The following is a 20,056-nucleotide window of genomic DNA, read 5'->3' as shown; positions in this document are numbered from 1 at the left end:
CAGCCAATCCGGGACAAGGAAACGCCACATGACCCGCACCCGGCCGGATCACCAAGGCTGGATGACGGCTCCCCACTGGGCCATCCGGGGGATGTTCGGCCTGCGCCGTAACACCCGCGCCGCACGACAACGTTTCACCTACGCCCGCGTAGGCTCCGAAAGCGCAGGTCAGCCCCGCAGCGGGAGGGAAAACCCCTCCGGTTGACCAACCCCCCGAACTGCTTGCAGGCTGATCGCCGTCTGGCCACGGGGGCCAATCCACGCCTGCCACGCGGTCTTTGCTCCTGGACGCGTCCGCGTCCGACGGAGTCGACCGTCAGGTCGCCATCGCGGCACGTAGCGGTCCGCACCGACCTCAGGCCTGCCGACTGACACTGAGGAAAACCCTGTGTTTTTCGCTGCCTCGATCTTTTTCGCACTCAACGGCATCACTTTCGGAAGCTGGGCGGCCCGGGTTCCCGACATCGCCCGGGACCTCCAGCTCACACCCGCCACTCTCGGCGCGGCCCTGTTCTGCATCTCGCTCGGGGCGCTCGCCAGCATGCAGGTCACCGGATGCCTCTGCGCCCGCTTCGGTTCCCGCCGGGTCGGGCAGGTCACCGTGCCCTGCTTCGCCGCCACCCTGCCACTACCCGCACTCGCCGGTAACCTGACCGAACTCTGCTGTGCCCTCCTAGTTTTCGGGCTCGCCAGCGGGTCCGCGAATGTCGCTGCGAACAGTCTCGGCGTGGAGGTGGAGGCCCGGGCGAAACGACCGATGATGTCCTCCCTGCACGCCGTCTTCAGCCTGGGCGGCCTGGTCGGATCGGCCGTCGGCGGCGTGCTCGCCGGGCTTTTCCCGGCTATGCTTCATCTTTCAAGTGTCGCCGGTGTCTCCCTGCTGGTCTGCGCCTGGCTGACCCGGGTGATCGACAAGGTCACCGGCCCCGCCCGGGAGCCTTCCTCCCGTCGCCGCCGGGCCCGCCATTCCAAGACCCGACCTGCTGGTAGTCAACTGATTTCGGTCAACCTCCTGCCGGAGCAGACAGCCCCGTCCATCCCCGGCCGTTTCTCCTCGCACACCGCCGTCATCATCACGCTCGGCGGCATCGCCGCCTGCACGGCCTTCGCCGAGGGGGCCCTGGGTGACTGGGGTGCCCTGCACCTGCGGGAGAACCTGCACGCCAGTCCCGGTCTGGCCGCGGCCGGGTACGCGCTCTTCAGCCTCGCGATGGCGACCGGCCGGGTGGCCGGCCACCGTCTGGTCGCGCGTCTCGGGGACACCCGGATGCTGCTGGGCGGCACTCTCCTGGCGGCCGGGGGCACGCTGGCCGTGTCGTTCGGGGCCGGCCTGCCGATCGCCCTGAGCGGCTTCCTGATGGTGGGTCTGGGCCTGGCCAATGTGTTCCCGCTGGCCATCGGCCGGGCCGGGGTGCTCAACGGGGCCAAGGGCGTCGGACTCGCGGCGACCGTCGGCTACGTGGGGCCTCTGGCCGGACCGCCCCTGATCGGTCTGGTCGCCGGCCAGGTGGGCCTGCGCACCGCGCTCAGCGGGGTCGGCGTCCTGGTGCTGCTGGCCAGCGTGCTCTCGGTGGCCGTCGCCGCCGAGACCCCCCGCGCCACCAGCGTCGCGGCCGCCTGGCGGGTGCGGTACGCCCGCGCCCGGGACCGGGCCGCCGGGGCCCGCACCCAGGTGACCGCCGGGCGCCGGGCCGGCCTGACCCGCGCCACCCGTAACGTCACCACCCGCCTCAGCAGCACGGCTACCCGGATCACCGACACCGCCCACACCCTCGGCGTCGTCTCCCGCGAGCAGGCGGCGGTGCTGCTCACCCTCTCCGCCCAGGCCCAGCCGAGCGCCAACGAGTCGGCCAACGCGTGAGGGAGCCGAACCGGTCAGTGGGTACGGGCCTTGAACACCATGTCCGTCTCCGGGATCTCCCGCAGCTTCTGGATCGTGCTCCCGGTGGGGTTTCCCCTGCCGTTCTCAAACCTGCTGATCCCGGCCTGAGGAATACCCGTGCTCTCCGGCAGCTGAGTCTGCGACAACGTGAGTTCGTGCCGACGGTCCGGCTGGGGTCCGACGACAAGACCTGTCTGCCGTTGAGGCAAGAACCCACATTCGAAGCGGCTGGCGCCCCTCGCCACCCATAGGCCGCTACCGGCAAGGAGGGGCTGGGCATCACTCAGCAGATTGAGCCCCTCCTGCGACGACTAGGGTGGCGAGAATGAGTACGTACGACGTGGTGGTGGTCGGGGCCGGGGCTTCCGGGGCGCCGCTCGCCGCCCGGCTCAGTGAGGATCCGGCCTGCAACGTGCTGTTGCTCGAGGCCGGGCCCGATGTGGCGACCACGGCCGGGTTCCCGTCCGAGATACTCGACGCCGGTGGGCTCGGTGCGGCCGTGCCGGGACATCCGAACAACTGGGCCTTTCTCGCCCACCTCACGCCCGACCTCAGCTACCGGGTGGCGCGGGGCAAGATCCTCGGTGGCTCGACGGCCATCAACGGCACGTATTTCGTGCGGGCCCGTCGGGCCGACTTCGATGCCTGGGCGGCCGCGGGCAACACCGAGTGGACCTACGAGAAGTGCCTGCCGTTCTACCGGCGCCTCGAGACCGACCACGACCACCCGACGTCAGACCTGCACGGTCACGACGGGCCGATGCCGGTCACCCGGGCCCCGCAGCACGAGCACCCGGTCACCCGGGCCTTCGCGCAGGCCTGCACCGAGCTCGGGTTCGTCCCGGAGCCGGACAAGAATGCCCAGGAGGCACCGGGTTACGGGCCGCTTCCGGTGAACGCGGTGAACGGCGTGCGGATCAACACCGGTATCGCCTACGTCAACCCGGCGCGCGGCCGGCCGAACCTGACCGTGCGGGGCGACACCCTGGCCCGGCGCATCGTCTTCGACGGCACCCGGGCCACCGGGGTGGAGGTCGAGACCCACGGCCGGGTCGAGGTGATCGCGACCCCGCTCGTCGTCCTCAGTGCGGGCGCCGTCAAGACACCGCACCTGCTCGCTCTTTCCGGTGTCGGACCGGCCGGTGAACTGAGGACGGCCGGGATTCCCCTGGTCCACGACTCCCCCGGGGTCGGCAAGAACTTCTCCGACCACCCGGACATCTCCGTGACCTGGACACCCAGGCGCCGCCTGACCGCACGCCGACAGCGCGACCTGTTCCAGAGCGTCCTTCATTTCACCGCCGAGAACTCACCCCACGACGGCGATCTGGAGATCCTGCCGCATCTGAGACCGCTGGCCGAGGCACTCGGGCTGCGCACCGGCCACCGATGGCGGGGACTGCTCCCGATCGCGCGCCGCCGGCCCGCGATCCTGCGCGACCGGAAAAGCGTCTCGTGGCGACGGCTGGTGCAGCAGGTGGCCACGCGCAACGATCTGGCGTTCTCGGTGGCGGTGCAGCAGACGGCCTCCCGGGGCACGATCACCACCACCTCGGCCGACCCGCACGTCGCACCGACGATCGACTACCACTACCTGAGCTCACCCGACGATCGGCGCCGGATGCGCGAGGTCGTGCGGGTGGCGGTGGCAATCCTGCGAACCCGGGCCTTCGAGAAGCACTTCCGCTGTCTGAGCGATCTCGGCGACGCCGTGCTGAACGACGACGAACAGCTGGATGCCTGGATGCTCGCGCGTCTGGGCACGGCGATCCACGCCTGCGGCAGTTGCGCCATGGGCCCGGCGTCCGACCCGGACGCGGTGGTGGACCAGTACGGGAGCGTGCACGGGATCAGCGGGGTGCGGATCGCCGACACGTCCATCCTGCCGGGCACCCCGACGCGGGGACCGGCCGCGACCGCGGTCATGGTAGGCGAACGGGTCGCCGGATTCATCCGGGCCGGTTCACCAGCTCCGTAGGTCGACCACGTCGAAAGGCCCCTGCGGGTGCTGGGGGTCGAGCACCACCAGCTGGCGGCCCTCGTGGGTGGCCCGGTCGAGGTACCGCCAGAGCCCGAGCGACCTCAGCACTCCTTCCTCGATCGAGGAGACGCCGTAGTCGGCGAACATGGCGGTGAGGCTGCGGTGCAGGTCGGGCGCCAGACTCAGGGTCAGCTCGGTGGCCACCCCGGCGCGGGTCACCGTGACCGGGTCGTCGTCCGGACCCGCCGTCTCGCTGCCGCACACACTCGTCACTTCGGCCATCGACTTTCCCCCGTGTCTTGCACTCACCGGCCACGCATCGCTCAGTACATTACACAGAGTCAACACTTCGTCACAGGGGTTCCATCGCACGACGCAGGGAGATTCGCCGGATGTCAGAGAACACGAGGCTCGAGTTCACGCGGATGCCGCACCAGCGCGCCGCCACCTCGGTACGGGAACTGCGCGACCTGCCCGAACCCAGGACGCGCAAGACCGACTGGGTGGTGCTGTGGCCGTACAGCCACTGCCTGCCGCTGGATTCGCACTACTGCTGCGTGCACGCCCACGTGGAGCACTGAACTCCCGTGGGTGGGGATGGACGCGCGCCACGCCCATCCCCACCCGGTTCCGGGGGTACTCGCCGTGATCGCGCACAGGGCCCCCGGCGACCGGCTCACCCCGCAGCGCCCGTAGATCGCCGGGAACCTTGTCCACGATCACGATTACCTGACTTGCCCGCTCTCGACGGAAGAGCCTTTCCGGAAGGATCACGAGTCGCGACATCACCGGGTTGAGGGATGCGTGCGGGGGGATGTTTCCGCGTGCGACCCGGATAGCTCGCAACCCGTGATCCTTCGTGTTCCGGACACGTGATACCGAACCACCACCTCCGTCTCGGGACTAGCCACGTGACCTTCCAGAAACCCCCCGGTCCGTACCCCGTGGACCGACCGGGGAGTTTCTGCAAAGTCACGAAGAACTCGTACAACCATTCATGGAGAGAGACCCAGGCGGCGGCACCATCGGACCGCCGCCCCACCCTCTTGAACCCGCTGAATCCGCCTCTTGCCATCACCGCTGACACTTCACGTGAGAAAACGCCTAGTAGGTGAAAACCCCTACTCGAGGCGCCGGCTCGACACCAGCTCGGGATCTCCTTCCCTGCGCATCGCCAGCCCCCCGGTGTTCAGCCATCCGGAGACCCAGGCCCGCAGCAGCTCCGAGGCCGGGCACTTGCGCAGCCGGCCACAGGTGTGACACCGCCCCGCCCCGTCCACCGGATGCGCATCGAGCACGAAGGTCAACGCCTCCACCGTGTGCCTCAGGCGCCGTCGCGCCACGGCCCGCACCTCGTCGCCCTCCGACTTCACCTGGTGCAGCGGGCCCACGAGAGTGCGCTCCAGCTCTGCCAGTTCGGTGCGCAGATGAGCCCGCAGATCGATCGATGACGAGGCTTCCTGCCTCGGGATGACGCTCATCTCATGATCACCGATCGGAGTGTCTCGACCGCCTGGTCGTCCACGAAGTACGCCGCCTCCTCATCGATCGTCAGCCCCAGACGACCGTCCTGGTCGTAGAGCACGATGTCGTCCTGGATCAGCCGGCATCCCGTGGGATGCCACAGCCAGTCCGCGAGCGGACCCCGGTGGAGCACCGCCAGCGTCCGATCACCGGCCCAGAGAATGACGAGATCGTCCATGATCGCCGCGGTCACGGCGACTCCGGTGTTGTAACCCCGTCCATTGACGAGCGGCAGTTCGACCCGGCCGGTCCGGAGCGTGGAAATGATCCCCGAACATGGCCAAATAGCACCGCACGCCTCACAAACCCCACCATCATCACGATGAAGACTGATGATGGGCTCGACCCGACGCGGGACGCGGCGGCGCCGAGGTACTGCCACATTGCGACTGCGCGTATCGGACATGTCACCCAAGGTGGCGAACAGGGCACGTTCTGTGCAACCCTGCATCTCACAGGCCGCTATATGCATGGCTCGCGTCGCAGGCAATGCGCTACAGCAGTCCTGGGAAAGGGTTGAACAGCAGGCTGGGCACGAGGGGATGCGCGCTATGGCCACCGATGCAGGGAAGCACGAACGACCACCGTCCTTGGCACAAAGACGAGTCGGTCAGCGGTTGAAAGGGTGGCGGGAACGCGCCAGCAAGACGCAGGAAGACGCGGCTACTGCACTGCTGGTGCATCACACCAAGATTTACCGGATTGAATCCGGAAGAACGCTCGCCAAGCCCGGCGACATCCGTGAATTATCAAGAATCTATGATATTCCGGACGGTCAGACGGAAGAACTCATTCATCTCAGCCGAAGTGCCCTCAAACCGGGCATTGTGGACAGCTATCGCGATGTCGTCTCCGGAGATCTCGGATTACTCGCCGACCTCGAAGCCGCCTGTACTCACATGCGCGCCTGGGATGGCGATGTGGTCCATGGGCTTTTACAAACCCCGGCATATGCCTATGCAATTCTGGGTACCTTGAGTGGGCCGAGTGACGAGGTTCGCCGGAAGCGGCTTAAATTCCGTTTAGAACGGCAGCGCGTGCTAATGTCAAATGATCCTGTGTGCGACATCAGGATCGTTCTCGGGGAGGCCGCGCTGCGGTACACCGTCGGCTCGGACGATGTGATGCGAGATCAGATCGAACACCTCTTGGACCTGAGCAATCAGATCGACATTCGAATCCGCCCGTTCTCCGAGGGACCTCACCCCTGGACCGCGGGCGGCGTTTTTACCTTGCTGGACTTTCCCGACCCGGCTGATCCGGCCGTGGTGTATACGGAAAGCCACTTGGACTCGCGCTACATGGAGACAGCGCGCGAACTGGCCGAGTACAGGAGAATTTTCGGCGAACTGTACGGCAAGTCCGTCCCAGTGAAGGAGTTCGTGACATGAGCACCACCCCCGACCCGACGCATTGGATCAAGGCCGCCCGATCCAGCGCGACCGGCTCATGCGTCGAAATGCGGCTGCACCAGGCCGCTGTCGAGGTCCGCGACACGAAACAGCACGGCCAGGGCCCGACCCTGCGCCTGCACCCGGTGGGATTCTCCACCTGGGTGACCGGCGCGAAGTCCGGCGAGCTGGACCACCTGGCCCACTGATCACTCAGCGGATTCAGCTGCCGCCCCCGGAGCAGCCGGTGGCAGGGCGCCGAAAAGATCCATCGCTGTGCGGTCAGCCCCGGGTCGAGGGGCTGACCGCAGCGAAGTGCCCGGCCGGATCCAGCGGCCGGGCATTTCGCCGTCCGGCCCTCTACTCACCCGTCAGTACAATCAGTACAGGTGGGGGAGTAGTCTGTCCCAGCAATCCGGAGCCAATCTGGGTCCGCCGGTCGAGAGGGAACGACCATGGATGAGACTGAGGTCCGCGCGCTCGCACTCGGCCTACCCGAGACACGCGAGCAGCCGCACTTCGCCATGACGTCATTTCGCGTACGCGGCAGCATCTTCGCCACGATGCCGCCGGAACGCGATCAGATACACGTGTTCGTGCCCGAAGAAAACGTGCACGAGGCCGTGTCCGAGCAGCCCGAAGCCTGTGAAGAGCTTTGGTGGGGGCAGAAACTCGACGGCGTGAAGGTGACGCTGGCCGAGGCTGACCCCGCGCTGATGAACGAGCTCCTGGTCGCCGCCTGGCGCCAGAAGGCTCCCAAGAAGATGGTCGCCGACTGGCAGAGCTCCCGTCAGGACACGACAGCGTAATCGCCCGGTCACGACGCCTTCGGAAGGGTTTGCCCTTCCGGGGGTTACGGCTCGAACGCCGTTCGGGTGGGGTCACTTTCCGGCGCGGCGCTCCGGCTGTGATCGCCGCCGCCCTAAACTCAGACCGTTGAGGGCGGCTGCAAACGGGGGTTCTGACGCCATGACGGAGAACGACGAGGCGCGCCGCTGGGTGTTCGCCCGCGGAAGCGCCGGGGTCGAGGCGATCCAGGCGGTCGTCGACGAGGTCCTGGCCGAGTCGATGATCAATCGCCGGCGCCCTCCGGTACCCCGCCAGGGCGGCCCGGGGCACGACGATCAGCAGATGCTCGACCTCACCGAGCTCGAGCCGCGCCTGGTCGATCTCGGGAGCTCCCTGCGGGTGAGCGCACCGGAGAACTCCCCCGAGATCGTCATCGAGGTCGGCAGGGGCCTGGCCGTGACGTTCGCCTGGGAGCTGTGGGTCAGCCAGATCTGGCCACGGCTGTGCGCCACGGCGGACGACGCGATCGGCCCGCGCCGCGACGGCCGGCACACCCGCCGGCCGTGACCGAGCCGATCCCGGCCCACGAGAAGCGTCCGGTTCGGGACCAGCCTCACCGACCTGCCCCGGGACCACCGGCGCCGGCAGCACGCGCTCGGGCGGGACCGTCCGGGCCGGGTGCACCGGCGACCGGCCGACGGCGAGATCACCGGCGATTCCAACTCGGGGGAACCCGCATGACGACCCACCAGAACGACACCGGCCCGGTCACCCCGACCGCACCCGGCAACGTCCGGCACCGGCTCCCCACCCCGGCGCGACGGCCCCGGGGCAGCGGCCGCGGCCTGGCCCCCGACGCCGGGCTCGAGGTGCGCTTCGACCCCCGCCTGGAACTGGCCGAGTGCCTGCTGCACCGCGGCCTCGACGGGGAGCCCGGCGAGCGCCCGATGCTGCTGCGGCAGGTGCGCAACCTGCTGCTCGACGCGCGCCACGACCAGGCCCGGATCGTCCCCTCCCCACGCCGCGGCGAGCCTGCCGGGGCTTCCGTACCCGCCCTCCTGGCGCTGGACGAGCTGCTGCTGGACCTGGCCGACGACCAGGCCAGGCACCGGGCCCGCCGCATCATGCACGCCCGGCAGTTGCTGCACGACGTGCGGGAGGAGTACGAGCCCGGCCACCGGGACGACGAGTCCCGCCTGCGGCTGCTCGCCGGGATCCTGAACCTCCTGGAGAACCCCGGCTCAGCCCCGGCCGGCCATCCCGACGGTCAGGTCTGACACTGCGTCGAGGTCGAGTGCCCGGGGTCCGAGCCGGCGATCTCCCTTGCGCCGGCGCTTGTCCCGGTACATCGCCCGGTCGGCGTCGCGCAGCAGCCGCTCCACCCCGACCGGCTCGTCCGACCAGGCCAGCCCCACGCTGACACCCACGTGCACGACGATCCCGGGCTCGTCGAGCAGGAAGTCGTCCTCCAGCGCGGCCTGCACGTCCTGGGCCCGCTGGTCGGCCGCGGCCGCGGAACTGACGGGATGCAGCACGGCCACGAACTCGTCGCCGCCCATCCGGGCCAGCGCGGCGTCCGGCCCCAGGGCCCTGGCGAACCGTTCCGCGGCCACGCTCAGCAGTTCGTCGCCCACGGCGTGCCCGTGCGCGTCGTTGACGGCCTTGAAACCGTCCAGGTCGAGGAACATCAGGGCCACCCCGTGCCCGGGCCGGGCCGCGGCCCCGGCCGCCGTCGCCACCGGTTCCAGGCCCCGGCGGCTGAGGAGCCCGGTCAGGGTGTCGTGTCCCGCGACGTACTGCAGCTCGTCGTGGCGCAGCCGCTGTTCCTGCACCAGCGCGGTCCGGGTCGAGGCCGAGCGCCGGGCCACGGCCACCCCGCGCACCAGCACCACCCCGCCGACAGCGGTCAGGACCACCGCGAGATGGTCGGAGGGCGCCGGGGCGACCACGCTGGAGATCCAGCCGGCGTGCACCGCCAGCTGGGAGGCGCCGGTGCCGAGGATCATCAGCACCAGCCCGGTCAGGGCGGTGCGGGTGGACGAGTCGCGCTGGGCGATCTCCATGGTCAGGACCCCGATCACCACCGGGTAGATGCTCGGCACCTCGGTGGTGGTCATCGCGGCCCAGACCGCGACCGAGGTCAGCACCAGGTTCGGCGCCTCACCGGCGAGGGTGCGGCGGGCCAGCCAGTCCTGCACCGGCGCGGTGTAGAGCACGAAGCAGGCGCCCCAGGCGGGCAGCAGGCCCCGTAGCGGACTCGGGTGCAGGTCGAGGACCTTCAGGGCGGCCCAGGCAACGACGGTGACGGCCATCTCGGCCGTCACGACGAGCGCTGCCCGGCGGACGGCGGCCGACATCGGCTGGTTCCCTCCCGTAACTGGCAGGACTGGGTGTTAACTCCTTAGTATCGACGCAGTCACCCTGCGTCCTGAGGGGAACCACCCATTTGGCCCAACCCAAACGGCCGGAACGGGCAATTTTTCCTGCCCCGAGTGGCCCGGAGGGGCAGAGCTCGGGCACCAGGACGATCTTGCCGCGGGTGTGCCGCCGCCCCGGCTCCTCGAACGCCTCGGCCACCTTTCCAGCGGATAGGTCGTTGCTCGCCACCTCGGCCAGGATCTCCGGCGACGTCGCCGTCATCGATCCCCCGGCCGCGCGCAGCCGATCGCCCGGACCGGTGCCGTACTCCACCCGGACAGCCGGGATCTGCTTCCTACATCAGCGCGGCGGTGAGCCGGCACACGTTGTCCACGTACCGCCGCCGCCAGGGCTCCTGCAGCCATTCCTCCAGCGTGAGCTCCCGCGACACCGACCGGTACAGATCGTCGTTCGCCTGCAGCCGCTTCACCAGGTCGCCGCCGAAGCCGAGCAGCATCACCTCGTAGGTCAGGGCGAACGACCGGAAGTCCATGTTGGACGAGCCGATCACCCCGACCTCGTCGTCCACGGTCAGGTACTTGGCGTGCAGCACGGCCGGGGCCGGGTACAGGTGGATGTGCACGCCCGCCTCCAGCAGCGCCCGGTAGTAGGAGCGCTGGGCGTGGCCGACGAGGAACTGGTCGGCCTGCTCCCCGACGAACAGCTCCACCGTCACCCCTCGGTAGACCGCGGTGGTGATGGCGGCCAGCAACGACTCGTCCGGCACGAAGTACGGGCTGGTGATGGCCACCCGCCTGGTGGCCATGTGGATGAGGCTGACGAACAGGCGCAGGTTGGGCTCGGTCGGGAAACCCGGCCCGGACGGCACGATCTGCAGCGCGTTCTCGCCGTGGTCGACCGGGTCCTGCACCGGGCGGCGGGCCTGCACCAGCTCACCGGTCTCGATGAACCAGTCGGTCGCGAACACCGCCTCGACCGAGGCCACCACCTCGCCGGTCACCTCCAGCGACAGGTCGTGCCAGGCCCGGCCGACCCGGGCGTTGGTCTCGCTGCCGTAGTGCGGGTCGATCAGGTTGTGCGAGCCGATGAACGCCACGTCACCGTCCACCACCAGCAGCTTGCGGTGGTTGCGCAGGTCGGGGCGGCGCCAGCGGCCCTGGAGCGGCTTGATCGGCATCATCAGGTGCCACTCGATCCCGGCCAGCGTCAGTCGCTTCTGGAAAATGTTCCAGTGCGGGTACTTCCGCGATCCCAGGTGGTCCATCAGCAACCGCACCCGCACGCCGCGCCCGACCGCGTTCTTCAGCGCGGTGAAGAACGGGTCGGTCGTGTCGTCCCAGCTCATGATGTAGAACTCGACGCTCACGTACTGGGTCGCCGCGTCCACCGCCGCGGCCATCGCCAGGTACGTGCTCACCGCGTCGTCGTGCACCGCCCGCACCCGCCCGTCCACGCAGGGCATCCCGGTGAGCTGCCGGTTCTGCCGGAGTAGGCCGGTCAGGGCCTGCGAGGGGTTCACCCCTTCGGGTACCAGCGGCAGATGGGCCGAGCGCTCGGCCAGGATGTGGTTGGCCTGCGCCTGGATCCGGTAGCGCCGTCCCTGCACGTAGGGGCTGCCGATCAGCCAGAACAGCGGCAGCCCGACGACCGGCAGGAACAGGATGAGCAGCAGCCAGGCGGACGAGGACGCGGGCCGGCGGTTCTCCGGCACGGTCCCGACCGCGAAGATCTTGATGATGTACTCGCCGACCACGTAGCTCCACGTCAGCGCCTGATCCCAGCTCATGGGCGGAGCCTAGAGGCTGACTCGGGAATCAGCCGGACACGTCCATCCGCTGGGTGCCGATCACCCCGAGAAGGCGCAGCGCGCTCTCGGCCGGCGATCCCGGATCCGCCGTGTAGAGGATCACCTGCTGGTCGCGCTCGGGTACCGCGAGCACGTCGCAGCGCAGCTCCAGCACACCCACCGCCGGATGATCGAAAGTCTTCCTCAGGTGCGGCACCTCGGCCACCTCGCCGGCGGGCCACGACCGCGCGAACTCGGGGCTGTCGCGGAGCAGGTCGCCGACGAGCCGCCGGGTGGACCCGTCGCCCGGGTACCGCGCCAGCACGATGCGCATCTGCCCGACCGCGGACCGCAGGAACGCACCGTCGTCGAGCAGCCGCCCGATGACCGGCACCTTCACCCGGACCTGCGGCTGGTGGTACATCCGCAGCAGGTTCCGCTCCCCCGGCACCAGGGCCGAGAAGTCGCCGAACAGCGCCGCCCCGAGGCGGTTCCAGGCCAGCACGTCGTAGGCCGCGCCGAGCACCAGGGCCGCGGTGTCCGGGAGCCGCCCGATCAGTTCGCGGACGTGGCCGGGGACGTCGGAGGGCGGTCCGGGCGGGACGCTGAACGCCTCACCGGCCAGGGCGTAGAGGTGCCGGCGCTGCACGTCGTCCAGGCGCAGGGCCCGGGCCAGCGCGGCGAGCACCGGACGCGAGGGCAGCGACCCGCGACCCTGCTCCAGACGGGTGTAGTGCTGGGTGGAGACGTGGGCCAGGCCGGCGACCTCCTCCCGGCGCAGTCCGGGCGTGCGGCGCGGTCCGGCGACCGGCACCCCGGCGTCCTGGGGCCGGATGCGCTCACGGTGCAGACGCAGGAAGGCGCCGAGCTCTCGCTGGTTCACGCCTCCATCATGACCCGGGCGGGCGCCACGGTGAGGGGTGGTGAGGGGTACGGGCCGGGCCTGCCTGTTCCCGGCCGCCGGTTCCAGGCTGGCCGTCATGAGCACACTGCTGAACGACAAGGTCATCCTGGTCACCGGGGCCAGCCGGGGTATCGGCGCGGCGGCCGCGCGGCTGTTCGCCGCCGAGGGGGCCACCGTGGTGCTGGCCTCCCGGGGGTCGGCCGCGCTCGGGGAGGTCACGAACCAGATTGCGGACGCGGGTGGGCACGCCTCGTACGTGGTGGCCGATCTCGGGGTGGTCGCGGACATCGACCGGGCCGTCGCGACCACGATCGAGCGGCACGGCCGGCTGGACGGCGCCTTCAACAACGCCGGGGTCTCGATCCCGCCCGGCCCCGTCGGGGACACCTCCGAAGAACACTTCGACCTGGTGAACCGGGTCAACTACAAGGGCGTGTACTTCGCCGTGGCGGCCCAGGTGCGGGCCATGGCGGAAACCGGTGGGGCGATCGTGAACTGCAGCAGCATCGGCGCCCTGGTCGCGAACCCGGCCCTGCCCGCCTACGGCGCGGCCAAGCGGGCGGTGAACAGCCTGACCGCGAGCGCCGCGGTGGAGTACGCCGGTCAGGGCATCCGGATCAACGCGATCGCTCCCGGCCTGACCCTGACCGAGATGGTGGCCGACTGGGAGCGGGCCAGCCCGGGCACCATCGAGCAGGGCACGGCCGCCATCCCGATGAAGCGCCCGGCCCGCCCCGAGGAGATCGCCCAGGCCGCCGCCTGGCTGCTGAGCGACCGCGCGAGCTTCGTCACCGGCGTCGTGCTGCCGGTGACCGGAGGCCAGGCAATCTGACGCCGGCACCCCCTGACCTCTTCGTGATCATGCAGAAGTTTGCCTGATCACGAACAAGTGGGGGCCACGAACGCGGGTGGGGCGGACGACCGCTCATTGCTCCGTAGCGACTGAGCCGGCTCCCCCGGAGGCGAGGAGGGCGACCGAGGCGGCCACGACGTCCTCCATCAGGGCCGCCTGCCAGGCGGGCATCCGGTCGGCCGCCCACGCCCGCCAGGCGTGACCGCCCCAGGTGCCCAGCGCCGCACCGGCCGCCGCGGCCACGGCGGGCAGCACCACGTTGCGGTTCTGGCGGCGGGACAACGCCGTGGCCCCGGTGACGGCGGCGGCGAAACGGGGAGCCGCGCCCTGGGGCTGGGTACGGGCCGGGGTGGACGGCAGCTTGTCGGCCACCATCTCACCGGCCACCGTCGCGAGGGCCGCGGCCCGGGAGATCCCGGAGGCGCCCGAGCGCAGGGTGGGGGCGGCCACGCCGAGCGAACTGCGGCAGCCGGCGGCCGCTCCCAGGGCGACCGACCGCAGAAGGAGACCCGCGGACGCGGGCTCCACGTCGTCCTCCGTCGACGAGGTGGCCCGCAGGACCGACACCACCCCGATGCCGTAGCCGAGGTGGGGCCCGGCATCGCTGATCCAGTCGGTCACGCTCCAGGTGCGCGGTTCGGTCAGGCCGAGCAGCGCCGCCGGCCCGTCGGTGGCGACCATCGCGCCCGCCCCGACCGCGACGGCCTCCAGCGGCGCGGGCAACCGCACCCCGGCCGACCGCGCCGCGGCGGCCACCACCCCGACGGCCAGGCCGGTGGCGGTACCGGCGAGTGCGCCCAGGGCCGTGAGCCGGTGGGAGCGCTCGGCCGGGGCACCCGGGATGCTCACGCCGATCACGTCGCCGAGTCGTTCGACGGTCCGGCCGGGCAGGTCACTGGCATCGCGGCCGCGAGCGGCCAGGTCGGCGTAGCTGATGGCGTTGAGGACCGCCGTGCCGGCGGCTCCCGCCAGCAGCCCGCGGTTCAGGGTCGAGGTCATGCACACACCGTCACGGCTCGAAACCCGCTCGGCAAGCGGAAACCCGCCATCCACTCGTCTGTCGGAGTTCATCTGGCACCTGGATGCGATTCTCGTCCCTTCTGCGACAATGCGCGAACGGGCCCATCTTCGGGTGGCCCGTGACGGGTGGTGAACCGCCAGTGCTACCGGGAATTACGGGGAATTACGGGGAGACGTGGCATGACCGGTATCCGTGACAGTTATCAGTCCGACCTCCGTCGCGTCGACGAGATCCTGCTCCAGATGTGCGATCTCGCCGAGCAGTCGGCGCGCGGCGCGACGGCCGCACTGGTCGGTACCGATGTGGCGCGGGCCGAGCAGGTGATCGATCTCGACCGCGGCATGGACATGTTGCACCAGGGTCTGGAGAACCGCCTGTTGCGCATCATGGCCCGCTGGGCGCCCGTGGCCGGCGATCTGCGCTCCCTGCTCGCAGCCCTGCGGGTGGGTGCCGACCTGGCGCGGATGGGTGGCCTGGCCCGGCACGTCGCCGAACTGGTGCGGCGCCGGTACCCGCGCTGCGTGGCTCCCGGCGCCTCCCGCGACCTGGTGCGCGAGATGGGCGAGGTGGCCGTTGCGCAGACCGCGATGACCCGTGATCTGCTGGAGACCCAGGACGTGGGCCTGGTGGGCCGGATGGCGGCGGTCGACGACCGGATGGACAGCCTGCACCGCAAATTGCTGGCCACTCTGATCGATCCGGACTGGCCGCACGGTGTCGAACCGGCCGTCGACCTGACCCTGCTCGGCCGCTTCTACGAACGCTTCGGCGACCACACGGTCACCATCGCCCACCAGGTGCACTTCATCGTGCTCGGGTCTCTCCCGGAGCCGCGACCCCGGGAGAGCATCGAGTCACCAGTCATGTACCGTCCCGTCCGCCAGCCGGTTGAACGGTAGATAGGCGCGCTGGTACTCGTACTTCGCCGCCTGCTCGAGGTCGAGCTCCACGCCCAGACCGGGCTCGTGCCCCGGGTGCAGCAGCCCGTCGATGAACGTGAACGACTGCCGGAACACCTCGTCGGTGCGGGCGCCGTGCTGCATGTACTCCTGGATCCCGAAGTTGTGGATCGCCAGGCCCAGGTGCATCTGCGCGGCCAGGCCCACCGGGGAGATGTCGGTGGGCCCGTGCATACCCGACTTGATCTGGTACTGACTGGCGTAGTCGAGCACCTTCTTCAGGTGCGTGATCCCGCCGGTGTGGGTGACCGCGCTGCGCACGTAGTCGATGAGCTGCTCGCGGATGATCGTCTGGTAGTCCCAGACGCTGTTGAAGATCTCGCCGATCGCCAGCGGCGTGGTGGTGTGCTGCCGCACCAGCCGCAGGGCCTCCTGGTTCTCCGCCGGGGTCACGTCCTCCAGCCAGAACAGGTCGTACGGCTCCAGCGACTTGCCCAGCCGCGCCGCCTGGATCGGGGTCAGGCGGTGGTGGGAGTCGTGCAGCAGCGGCAGTTCCGGGCCGAACTCGTGGCGCACCGCCTCGAACACCGTGGGCACGTGCCGCAGGTACGAGCGGGTGTCCCAGTCCTCCTCGGCCGGCAGGTCACCGCGCTGCGCGGGCTCGTGGTCGTAGCGCCCGCCGTCGTAGGTGGCGTTGGAGGCGATGCCGTAGATCGACTTCAGCCCGGGCACCCCGGTCTGCACCCGGACCGCCCGGAACCCCTTCTCCTGGTGCTCGCGGATGCTGTCGAACAGCTCCGGCAGCTCCTTCCCCGAGGCGTGCCCGTAGGCCAGCAGCCCGTTGCGCGAGGCCCCACCGAGCAGCTGGTAGAGGGGCATCCCGGCGGCCTTGGCCTTGATGTCCCAGAGCGCGACGTCCACCGCCGCGATCGCCGCCATCGTCACCGGCCCGCGCCGCCAGTACGCGCTGCGGTACAGGAACTGCCAGGTGTCTTCGATGCGCGCCGCGTCGCGCCCGATCAGCAGCGGCACCACGTGCTCCTCGAGGTACGCCACCACCGCCAGCTCGCGTCCGTTCAGGGTGGCGTCGCCCAGCCCCACGATCCCCTCGTCCGTCTCCAGACGGAGCGTGACGAAGTTACGGTCGGGACTGGTGACAACGACTTCGGCCTTGACCAGTTGCACGGTTCTCCTTCGGGACTCCAGCGTCTTGAACCCGACGCTAGGCATCTCCAAGGAGCCCTGGCAAGAGTCAGCCGGCCTCCGGCGGATCCGGGGCGCCGTCCTGCACGTCGTGCGTGAAGAACGAGATCCGGCCGTTGGCCTCCAGCACCGCCAGCTCCACGTCGCGGATCCGCCGGATTCCCTGTTCCCGTGCCGAGGCGAACAGGTCGTTCACCGACATCCGTTCCCCGTTGAGCGCTTTCATGTCCGGCTCACCGTCGCGCACGATGATGATCGGCACCCCGTGAGTGATCGGCAGCAGCCGGCGCCAGCGCTGGTTGGCGTAGGAGACGCCCACCGTGATCACGGCGAAGGTGGAGACGGCCAGCAGCGCACCGGTGACCGAGTAGTCCTGCTGGGTCACCCCCTGCTGCACCATGTCTCCCATCGTGACGAACAGGATGAGCTGGAAGGTGCTCAGTTCCCCCAGCGTGGAACGGCCGACGGCCCGCGTGATGACCCACAGGAACACCCAGATGACGGCGGCGCGCACAACGATCTCCATCAGGGCACCAGCCTCGTGCGGTAGGCGACGCGGGTCATTTCCCGGCCGTCGATCAGCAGCGCGGTCTCGGCCTTCTCACCGTGCTGGCTGGAGGGCTGGATGTACGCGTCGAACTGCACGGTCAGGGTGTCACCCGGAGGCGGGGCGAACTGCTGGTAGACGTACCGGCCACCACTGGTCTCGGAGTCGGGTTCGGGCGTGAACCCCTGGGCCTCGAAGAGCGAGAAATAGTGGACGTCGGTGGCCAGGGTCACGGGTCCGTCGAAACCGCCCGGGTGGGTCACCGTGACCTGCCAGGGCGTGTCCAGCCCGGCCCGGGAGATCCAGGCGTGGGTCACCGAGAGGGTGTACCCGCCTCCCGCATCGGTGGACGCCGTGGTCGTGCGGGTGCGCACGCCCAGCAGCCCGGTGGCCCCGGTGACCACGAAGAGCGTGAGTACGGTGACCATGGCGCGGCGCACCGCCCGGCCACGCCGGTTCTGGTCGACCGTGCGCAGATCGGTCAGGGTGGAGATACTTTCACGGTCCGGGGACACGCGGGCGACGCTAGCGCAGGAAGCCCGGTTCGGCCCGTCATCCGGGCCCGGCGCGCTCCAGCAGGGCCGTGGTGGAGCGTCCGCGCACGTACGGCAGCAACAGCACCCTCCCACCCCAGCTGCGCACCAGCGCGGCCTCGGGCATCACCATCCCGCCGTAGTCGCCGCCCTTCGCCCAGATGTCGGGCCGCAGCCGGCCCAGCGCCCGCACCGGGTCGTCCTCGTCGAAAATTACCACGGCGTCGACGCATTCGATGGCCGCCAGCATCTGCGCACGCTCGTCCTGCGGCACCACCGGCCGCTGGGGCCCCTTCAGCCGCCGCACCGAGGCATCCGAGTTGAGCAGCACGACGAGTGTGTCACCGGCCCGGCGCGCGGCCTGCAGACAGGAGATGTGGCCGACGTGCAGCAGGTCGAAACAACCTCCGGTGGCGACGATGCGACCTCCTGCGGCCCGCACGCGGGCCACGTGCTGCTCGACGGCGGGCCAGCCCCGGGCAACCCCCTCATGAAGGACGACGTGGTCGGCGTGGATCGGTGGGTCCGGTACCGGCGTGGTCACCGGGTCGATGGCCAGGACGCGTCCGGCCGGCGCGAGCCGGGTGGGCGGCCGGAAGGACGCTGCGCCGCCCGCGGCCACCCAGGCCGACGCCTCCCCGACCGCAGCGCCGACCGCCTCGGAGAGGACTCGTCCTCTGCTCACCGCAACTGCCACGGAGGCAGCGAAACGGTCACCCGCACCGCACGGATCGCCTTGCGCCGCCGGGGCGGGCAGGTACAGCACCTCACTACCGGCCTGACCCAGGTAGGCGCCGTTCGCGCCGTCGGTGACGCAGACGGCCCGCACCCGCCAGCGGGTGCGCAGCGCATCGGCCAGGGACACCGGATCGGTCTCCCCCGCCTCGCCCCTCTGGATCGCCTCGGCGAGATTCGGCGTCACCAGCAGACATCCGGGCACCGGCGCTCCCCCACGCGGGTGCGGGTCCCAGATCACCGGCAGGCGCCGGGCCGCCCGGGCCAGCAGACGGCGGATCTGTGGATGCCGGGTGAGACCGGCCCCGTAGTCCGGAACCAGTACGACATCGGCCGTCCCCAGCACCTTTTCGACGATCCCCACCGAGGCGACCGGAGGCGACCCCGGTCCGCCCTCGTCCAGCCGCAGCAGGCTCTGCCCGGCGGCCCGCAGCCGGGTCTTGGTGCGGGTGGGGCCTCCCGGTTCCAGGGGAACCACCGTGACATGAGGCGCCAGAAGCTCTTCCAGACGCCGCCCGGCCTCGTCGCGGGCCAGCGGGGCGATCAGGGTCACGTCGATGCCCGGCGCCGCGCACAACAGCGCGGCCAGCCCGGCACCGCCCGGGCGCTCGACGGTGCACAGAGTGTCGAGCACCGGCACCGGGGCATCGGGGGCGATCCGGGTGACGATGCCGTGCACGTCGCGGTCGAGCACCACGTCCCCGAGCACCACGACGGACCGGTTCACCGGACCACCACCACCGGCTGCCGCAACCGGGCGTCCACCGCCGCGCAGATCGCATGCACCGCCACCAGATGCACCTCCTGCACCGTGGCCGTCGTGCGGGCATCGACGCAGATCGCCTCGCCCACAACCCCGGCCAGGGGATTGCCGCGGGGGCCGGTCAGGGCCCAGACCGTGAGGCCGCACTCGGCCGCCCGTTCCGCGGCCGCCAGCACGTTGGGGCTGCGGCCGCTGGTGGACAGCAGTACCAGCACGTCGCCCTCGCGCCCGTGGGCCTGCACCTGGCGGGCGAACATCTCCTCGGCGCCGTAATCGTTGACCAGCGCGGTCAGGGTCGAGGTCTCCGCGCTCAGGCACAGGGCCGAGAACGGCCGGCGCTCCTCGAGGAACCGGCCCACCAGCTCGGCGGTCAGGTGCTGGGCCTGCGCCGCGCTGCCCCCGTTACCGGCCACGAGCAGCCGGCCACCGGCCTGGAGGACCGCGGCCAGACGGCTCCCCCAGGTCTCCAGCAGGCCGGCCTGACGGTGCAGTGACCCCAGGCCCCGGGCCAGGTCCTCCAGGTGCCGGTCGAGCCAGGCACCCGGTGGCGGGGCGTCGTCGCGACCGGACCGCACCAGCGGAACCTTCGGGACTACAGGACGGATGTCGGCGGTCACGGCACCTCCAGGGCAGGCGGTCAGGGCTTCGTCCCCGCCCTGGGAAAAGTGTGGGCAGTTTTCGGCCCTACTCACCGGTCCGGTGCCGATCGCGGCATCACGGGTTGCCGATCGGTGCAGTGACCCGGAAGCCCCGAAACCTTCGAACGGCGTTCGACTGGCGTACCCCGGGGTATCTGACAGAGTCGCGAGTGGGACGAGATCTGTTGGATCTTGGCCAGTTCCAGCAGCCGGACTCAGCCGTGAAGC

23 protein-coding genes are annotated in these 20,056 nt (G+C 70.2%); 10 read left to right on the top strand and 13 right to left on the bottom strand.

Translation table 11 applies throughout. The annotated features are described in order from the left end of the window. Window positions 1-388: 388 nt before the first annotated feature. Window positions 389-1,861: an MFS transporter gene (locus LR393_RS13790; protein WP_231484283.1), complete on the top strand. Its 1,473-nt coding sequence runs from the start codon at window positions 389-391 to the stop codon at window positions 1,859-1,861. A gap of 14 nt (window positions 1,862-1,875) precedes the next feature. Here LR393_RS13790 and LR393_RS37020 read toward each other — a convergent pair whose 3' ends face one another. After that, complete coding sequence (locus LR393_RS37020) at window positions 1,876-2,127, bottom strand: helix-turn-helix domain-containing protein (RefSeq protein WP_345718557.1); 252 nt, start codon at window positions 2,125-2,127, stop codon at window positions 1,876-1,878. Window positions 2,128-2,207: 80 nt separating this feature from the next. Between LR393_RS37020 and LR393_RS13785 the strand changes: the two genes are divergently transcribed. Further along, window positions 2,208-3,860 carry a GMC family oxidoreductase gene (locus tag LR393_RS13785; protein WP_231484282.1) on the top strand — a complete coding sequence of 551 codons (1,653 nt, stop codon included), beginning with the start codon at window positions 2,208-2,210 and terminating at the stop codon, window positions 3,858-3,860. On the opposite strand, the gene LR393_RS13780 is transcribed toward LR393_RS13785, so the two are convergent. Continuing rightward, complete coding sequence (locus tag LR393_RS13780) at window positions 3,846-4,145, bottom strand: hypothetical protein (protein ID WP_231484281.1); 300 nt, start codon at window positions 4,143-4,145, stop codon at window positions 3,846-3,848. The genes LR393_RS13785 and LR393_RS13780 overlap by 15 nt on opposite strands. Before the next feature lie 110 nt (window positions 4,146-4,255). On the opposite strand from LR393_RS13780, the gene LR393_RS13775 reads away from it, so the two are divergent. After that, a complete protein-coding gene (locus LR393_RS13775) occupies window positions 4,256-4,444 on the top strand; it encodes a hypothetical protein (RefSeq protein ID WP_231484280.1) in 189 nt (62 codons plus the stop codon). Between the two features lie 540 nt (window positions 4,445-4,984). On the opposite strand, the gene LR393_RS13770 is transcribed toward LR393_RS13775, so the two are convergent. Together LR393_RS13770 and LR393_RS13765 are read right to left on the bottom strand one after the other, a co-directional pair. Then, window positions 4,985-5,344 (bottom strand): hypothetical protein, encoded by a 360-nt coding sequence (locus LR393_RS13770; protein ID WP_231484279.1) that lies wholly within the window; start codon window positions 5,342-5,344, stop codon window positions 4,985-4,987. After that, entirely contained in the window at window positions 5,341-5,580 is a 240-nt protein-coding gene (locus LR393_RS13765; RefSeq protein ID WP_231484278.1) for a hypothetical protein, read from the bottom strand. The genes LR393_RS13770 and LR393_RS13765 overlap by 4 nt, the downstream gene beginning before the upstream one ends. Window positions 5,581-5,857: 277 nt before the next feature. On the opposite strand from LR393_RS13765, the gene LR393_RS13760 reads away from it, so the two are divergent. From LR393_RS13760 to LR393_RS13740, 5 genes are all read left to right on the top strand, one after another. Beyond that, the gene (locus tag LR393_RS13760; RefSeq protein ID WP_231484277.1) at window positions 5,858-6,778 is read left to right on the top strand and encodes a helix-turn-helix domain-containing protein; all 921 of its coding nucleotides are present in this window, start codon (window positions 5,858-5,860) and stop codon (window positions 6,776-6,778) included. After that, on the top strand, window positions 6,775-6,987 hold the full coding sequence (locus tag LR393_RS13755; RefSeq protein WP_231484276.1) for a DUF397 domain-containing protein: 213 nt from the start codon (window positions 6,775-6,777) through the stop codon (window positions 6,985-6,987). Before LR393_RS13760 ends, LR393_RS13755 begins: the two co-directional genes overlap by 4 nt. Window positions 6,988-7,233: 246 nt before the next feature. After that, window positions 7,234-7,587: an MmcQ/YjbR family DNA-binding protein gene (locus tag LR393_RS13750; RefSeq protein ID WP_231484274.1), complete on the top strand. Its 354-nt coding sequence runs from the start codon at window positions 7,234-7,236 to the stop codon at window positions 7,585-7,587. Between the two features lie 160 nt (window positions 7,588-7,747). After that, entirely contained in the window at window positions 7,748-8,134 is a 387-nt protein-coding gene (locus LR393_RS13745) for a hypothetical protein (protein WP_231484272.1), read from the top strand. A 170-nt stretch (window positions 8,135-8,304) separates the two neighbouring features. After that, on the top strand, window positions 8,305-8,844 hold the full coding sequence (locus tag LR393_RS13740) for a hypothetical protein (RefSeq protein WP_231484271.1): 540 nt from the start codon (window positions 8,305-8,307) through the stop codon (window positions 8,842-8,844). Here the strand turns inward: LR393_RS13740 and LR393_RS13735 are convergent. The 3 genes from LR393_RS13735 to LR393_RS13725 all read right to left on the bottom strand — a co-directional run bounded on the left by LR393_RS13735 (window position 8,809) and on the right by LR393_RS13725 (window position 12,615). Further along, window positions 8,809-9,924, bottom strand: a complete 1,116-nt coding sequence (locus tag LR393_RS13735; protein ID WP_231484270.1) for a GGDEF domain-containing protein — start codon at window positions 9,922-9,924, stop codon at window positions 8,809-8,811. The two genes, LR393_RS13740 and LR393_RS13735, sit on opposite strands and share 36 nt — an antisense overlap. A 356-nt stretch (window positions 9,925-10,280) precedes the next feature. Next, window positions 10,281-11,732 carry a phospholipase D-like domain-containing protein gene (locus LR393_RS13730; RefSeq protein ID WP_231484269.1) on the bottom strand — a complete coding sequence of 484 codons (1,452 nt, stop codon included), beginning with the start codon at window positions 11,730-11,732 and terminating at the stop codon, window positions 10,281-10,283. A gap of 28 nt (window positions 11,733-11,760) precedes the next feature. After that, window positions 11,761-12,615, bottom strand: coding sequence for a helix-turn-helix transcriptional regulator (locus LR393_RS13725; protein WP_231484268.1), 855 nt, complete (start codon window positions 12,613-12,615; stop codon window positions 11,761-11,763). Window positions 12,616-12,712: 97 nt separating this feature from the next. Between LR393_RS13725 and LR393_RS13720 the strand changes: the two genes are divergently transcribed. Then, entirely contained in the window at window positions 12,713-13,468 is a 756-nt protein-coding gene (locus tag LR393_RS13720; RefSeq protein ID WP_231484267.1) for an SDR family NAD(P)-dependent oxidoreductase, read from the top strand. Window positions 13,469-13,561: 93 nt separating this feature from the next. On the opposite strand, the gene LR393_RS13715 is transcribed toward LR393_RS13720, so the two are convergent. After that, complete coding sequence (locus LR393_RS13715) at window positions 13,562-14,488, bottom strand: hypothetical protein (protein ID WP_231484266.1); 927 nt, start codon at window positions 14,486-14,488, stop codon at window positions 13,562-13,564. A 201-nt stretch (window positions 14,489-14,689) separates the two neighbouring features. Here LR393_RS13715 and phoU point away from each other — a divergent pair, with 201 nt between their 5' ends. Further along, window positions 14,690-15,409 carry a phosphate signaling complex protein PhoU gene (gene phoU / locus LR393_RS13710; RefSeq protein ID WP_231484265.1) on the top strand — a complete coding sequence of 240 codons (720 nt, stop codon included), beginning with the start codon at window positions 14,690-14,692 and terminating at the stop codon, window positions 15,407-15,409. Here phoU and manD read toward each other — a convergent pair. The 5 genes from manD to LR393_RS13685 are packed head-to-tail and all read right to left on the bottom strand — an operon-like array spanning window position 15,365 to window position 19,765. Then, entirely contained in the window at window positions 15,365-16,639 is a 1,275-nt protein-coding gene (gene manD, locus LR393_RS13705) for a D-mannonate dehydratase ManD (RefSeq protein ID WP_269327166.1), read from the bottom strand. The two genes, phoU and manD, sit on opposite strands and share 45 nt — an antisense overlap. 22 nt (window positions 16,640-16,661) lie before the next feature. Then, window positions 16,662-17,138, bottom strand: coding sequence for a DUF421 domain-containing protein (locus LR393_RS13700; protein WP_231484263.1), 477 nt, complete (start codon window positions 17,136-17,138; stop codon window positions 16,662-16,664). After that, entirely contained in the window at window positions 17,138-17,674 is a 537-nt protein-coding gene (locus tag LR393_RS13695) for a hypothetical protein (protein ID WP_231484262.1), read from the bottom strand. Before LR393_RS13695 ends, LR393_RS13700 begins: the two co-directional genes overlap by 1 nt. Window positions 17,675-17,711: 37 nt before the next feature. Then, on the bottom strand, window positions 17,712-19,154 hold the full coding sequence (locus LR393_RS13690) for a PfkB family carbohydrate kinase (RefSeq protein WP_231484261.1): 1,443 nt from the start codon (window positions 19,152-19,154) through the stop codon (window positions 17,712-17,714). Next, the gene (locus LR393_RS13685; RefSeq protein WP_407937317.1) at window positions 19,151-19,765 is read right to left on the bottom strand and encodes a D-sedoheptulose-7-phosphate isomerase; all 615 of its coding nucleotides are present in this window, start codon (window positions 19,763-19,765) and stop codon (window positions 19,151-19,153) included. The genes LR393_RS13690 and LR393_RS13685 overlap by 4 nt, the downstream gene beginning before the upstream one ends. Window positions 19,766-20,056 lie beyond the last annotated feature (291 nt).

The organism is Kineosporia mesophila, from assembly GCF_021129235.1.
Taxonomy (GTDB): domain Bacteria; phylum Actinomycetota; class Actinomycetes; order Actinomycetales; family Kineosporiaceae; genus Kineosporia; species Kineosporia mesophila.
This window is presented reverse-complemented; position numbering and strand designations above follow the sequence as displayed.

Coding starts and splice junctions, on each gene's coding strand:
- LR393_RS13775 (WP_231484280.1), top strand. CDS start 4,256: ATGTCAGAGAACACGAGGCTCGAGTTCACGCGGATGCCGCACCAGCGC.
- LR393_RS13750 (WP_231484274.1), top strand. CDS start 7,234: ATGGATGAGACTGAGGTCCGCGCGCTCGCACTCGGCCTACCCGAGACA.
- LR393_RS13730 (WP_231484269.1), bottom strand. CDS start 11,732: ATGAGCTGGGATCAGGCGCTGACGTGGAGCTACGTGGTCGGCGAGTAC.
- LR393_RS13780 (WP_231484281.1), bottom strand. CDS start 4,145: ATGGCCGAAGTGACGAGTGTGTGCGGCAGCGAGACGGCGGGTCCGGAC.
- LR393_RS13770 (WP_231484279.1), bottom strand. CDS start 5,344: ATGAGCGTCATCCCGAGGCAGGAAGCCTCGTCATCGATCGATCTGCGG.
- LR393_RS13760 (WP_231484277.1), top strand. CDS start 5,858: ATGGCTCGCGTCGCAGGCAATGCGCTACAGCAGTCCTGGGAAAGGGTT.
- LR393_RS13735 (WP_231484270.1), bottom strand. CDS start 9,924: ATGTCGGCCGCCGTCCGCCGGGCAGCGCTCGTCGTGACGGCCGAGATG.
- LR393_RS13745 (WP_231484272.1), top strand. CDS start 7,748: ATGACGGAGAACGACGAGGCGCGCCGCTGGGTGTTCGCCCGCGGAAGC.
- LR393_RS13715 (WP_231484266.1), bottom strand. CDS start 14,488: ATGACCTCGACCCTGAACCGCGGGCTGCTGGCGGGAGCCGCCGGCACG.
- LR393_RS13755 (WP_231484276.1), top strand. CDS start 6,775: ATGAGCACCACCCCCGACCCGACGCATTGGATCAAGGCCGCCCGATCC.
- LR393_RS13720 (WP_231484267.1), top strand. CDS start 12,713: ATGAGCACACTGCTGAACGACAAGGTCATCCTGGTCACCGGGGCCAGC.
- phoU (WP_231484265.1), top strand. CDS start 14,690: ATGACCGGTATCCGTGACAGTTATCAGTCCGACCTCCGTCGCGTCGAC.
- manD (WP_269327166.1), bottom strand. CDS start 16,639: ATGCCTAGCGTCGGGTTCAAGACGCTGGAGTCCCGAAGGAGAACCGTG.
- LR393_RS13700 (WP_231484263.1), bottom strand. CDS start 17,138: ATGGAGATCGTTGTGCGCGCCGCCGTCATCTGGGTGTTCCTGTGGGTC.
- LR393_RS13740 (WP_231484271.1), top strand. CDS start 8,305: ATGACGACCCACCAGAACGACACCGGCCCGGTCACCCCGACCGCACCC.
- LR393_RS13785 (WP_231484282.1), top strand. CDS start 2,208: ATGAGTACGTACGACGTGGTGGTGGTCGGGGCCGGGGCTTCCGGGGCG.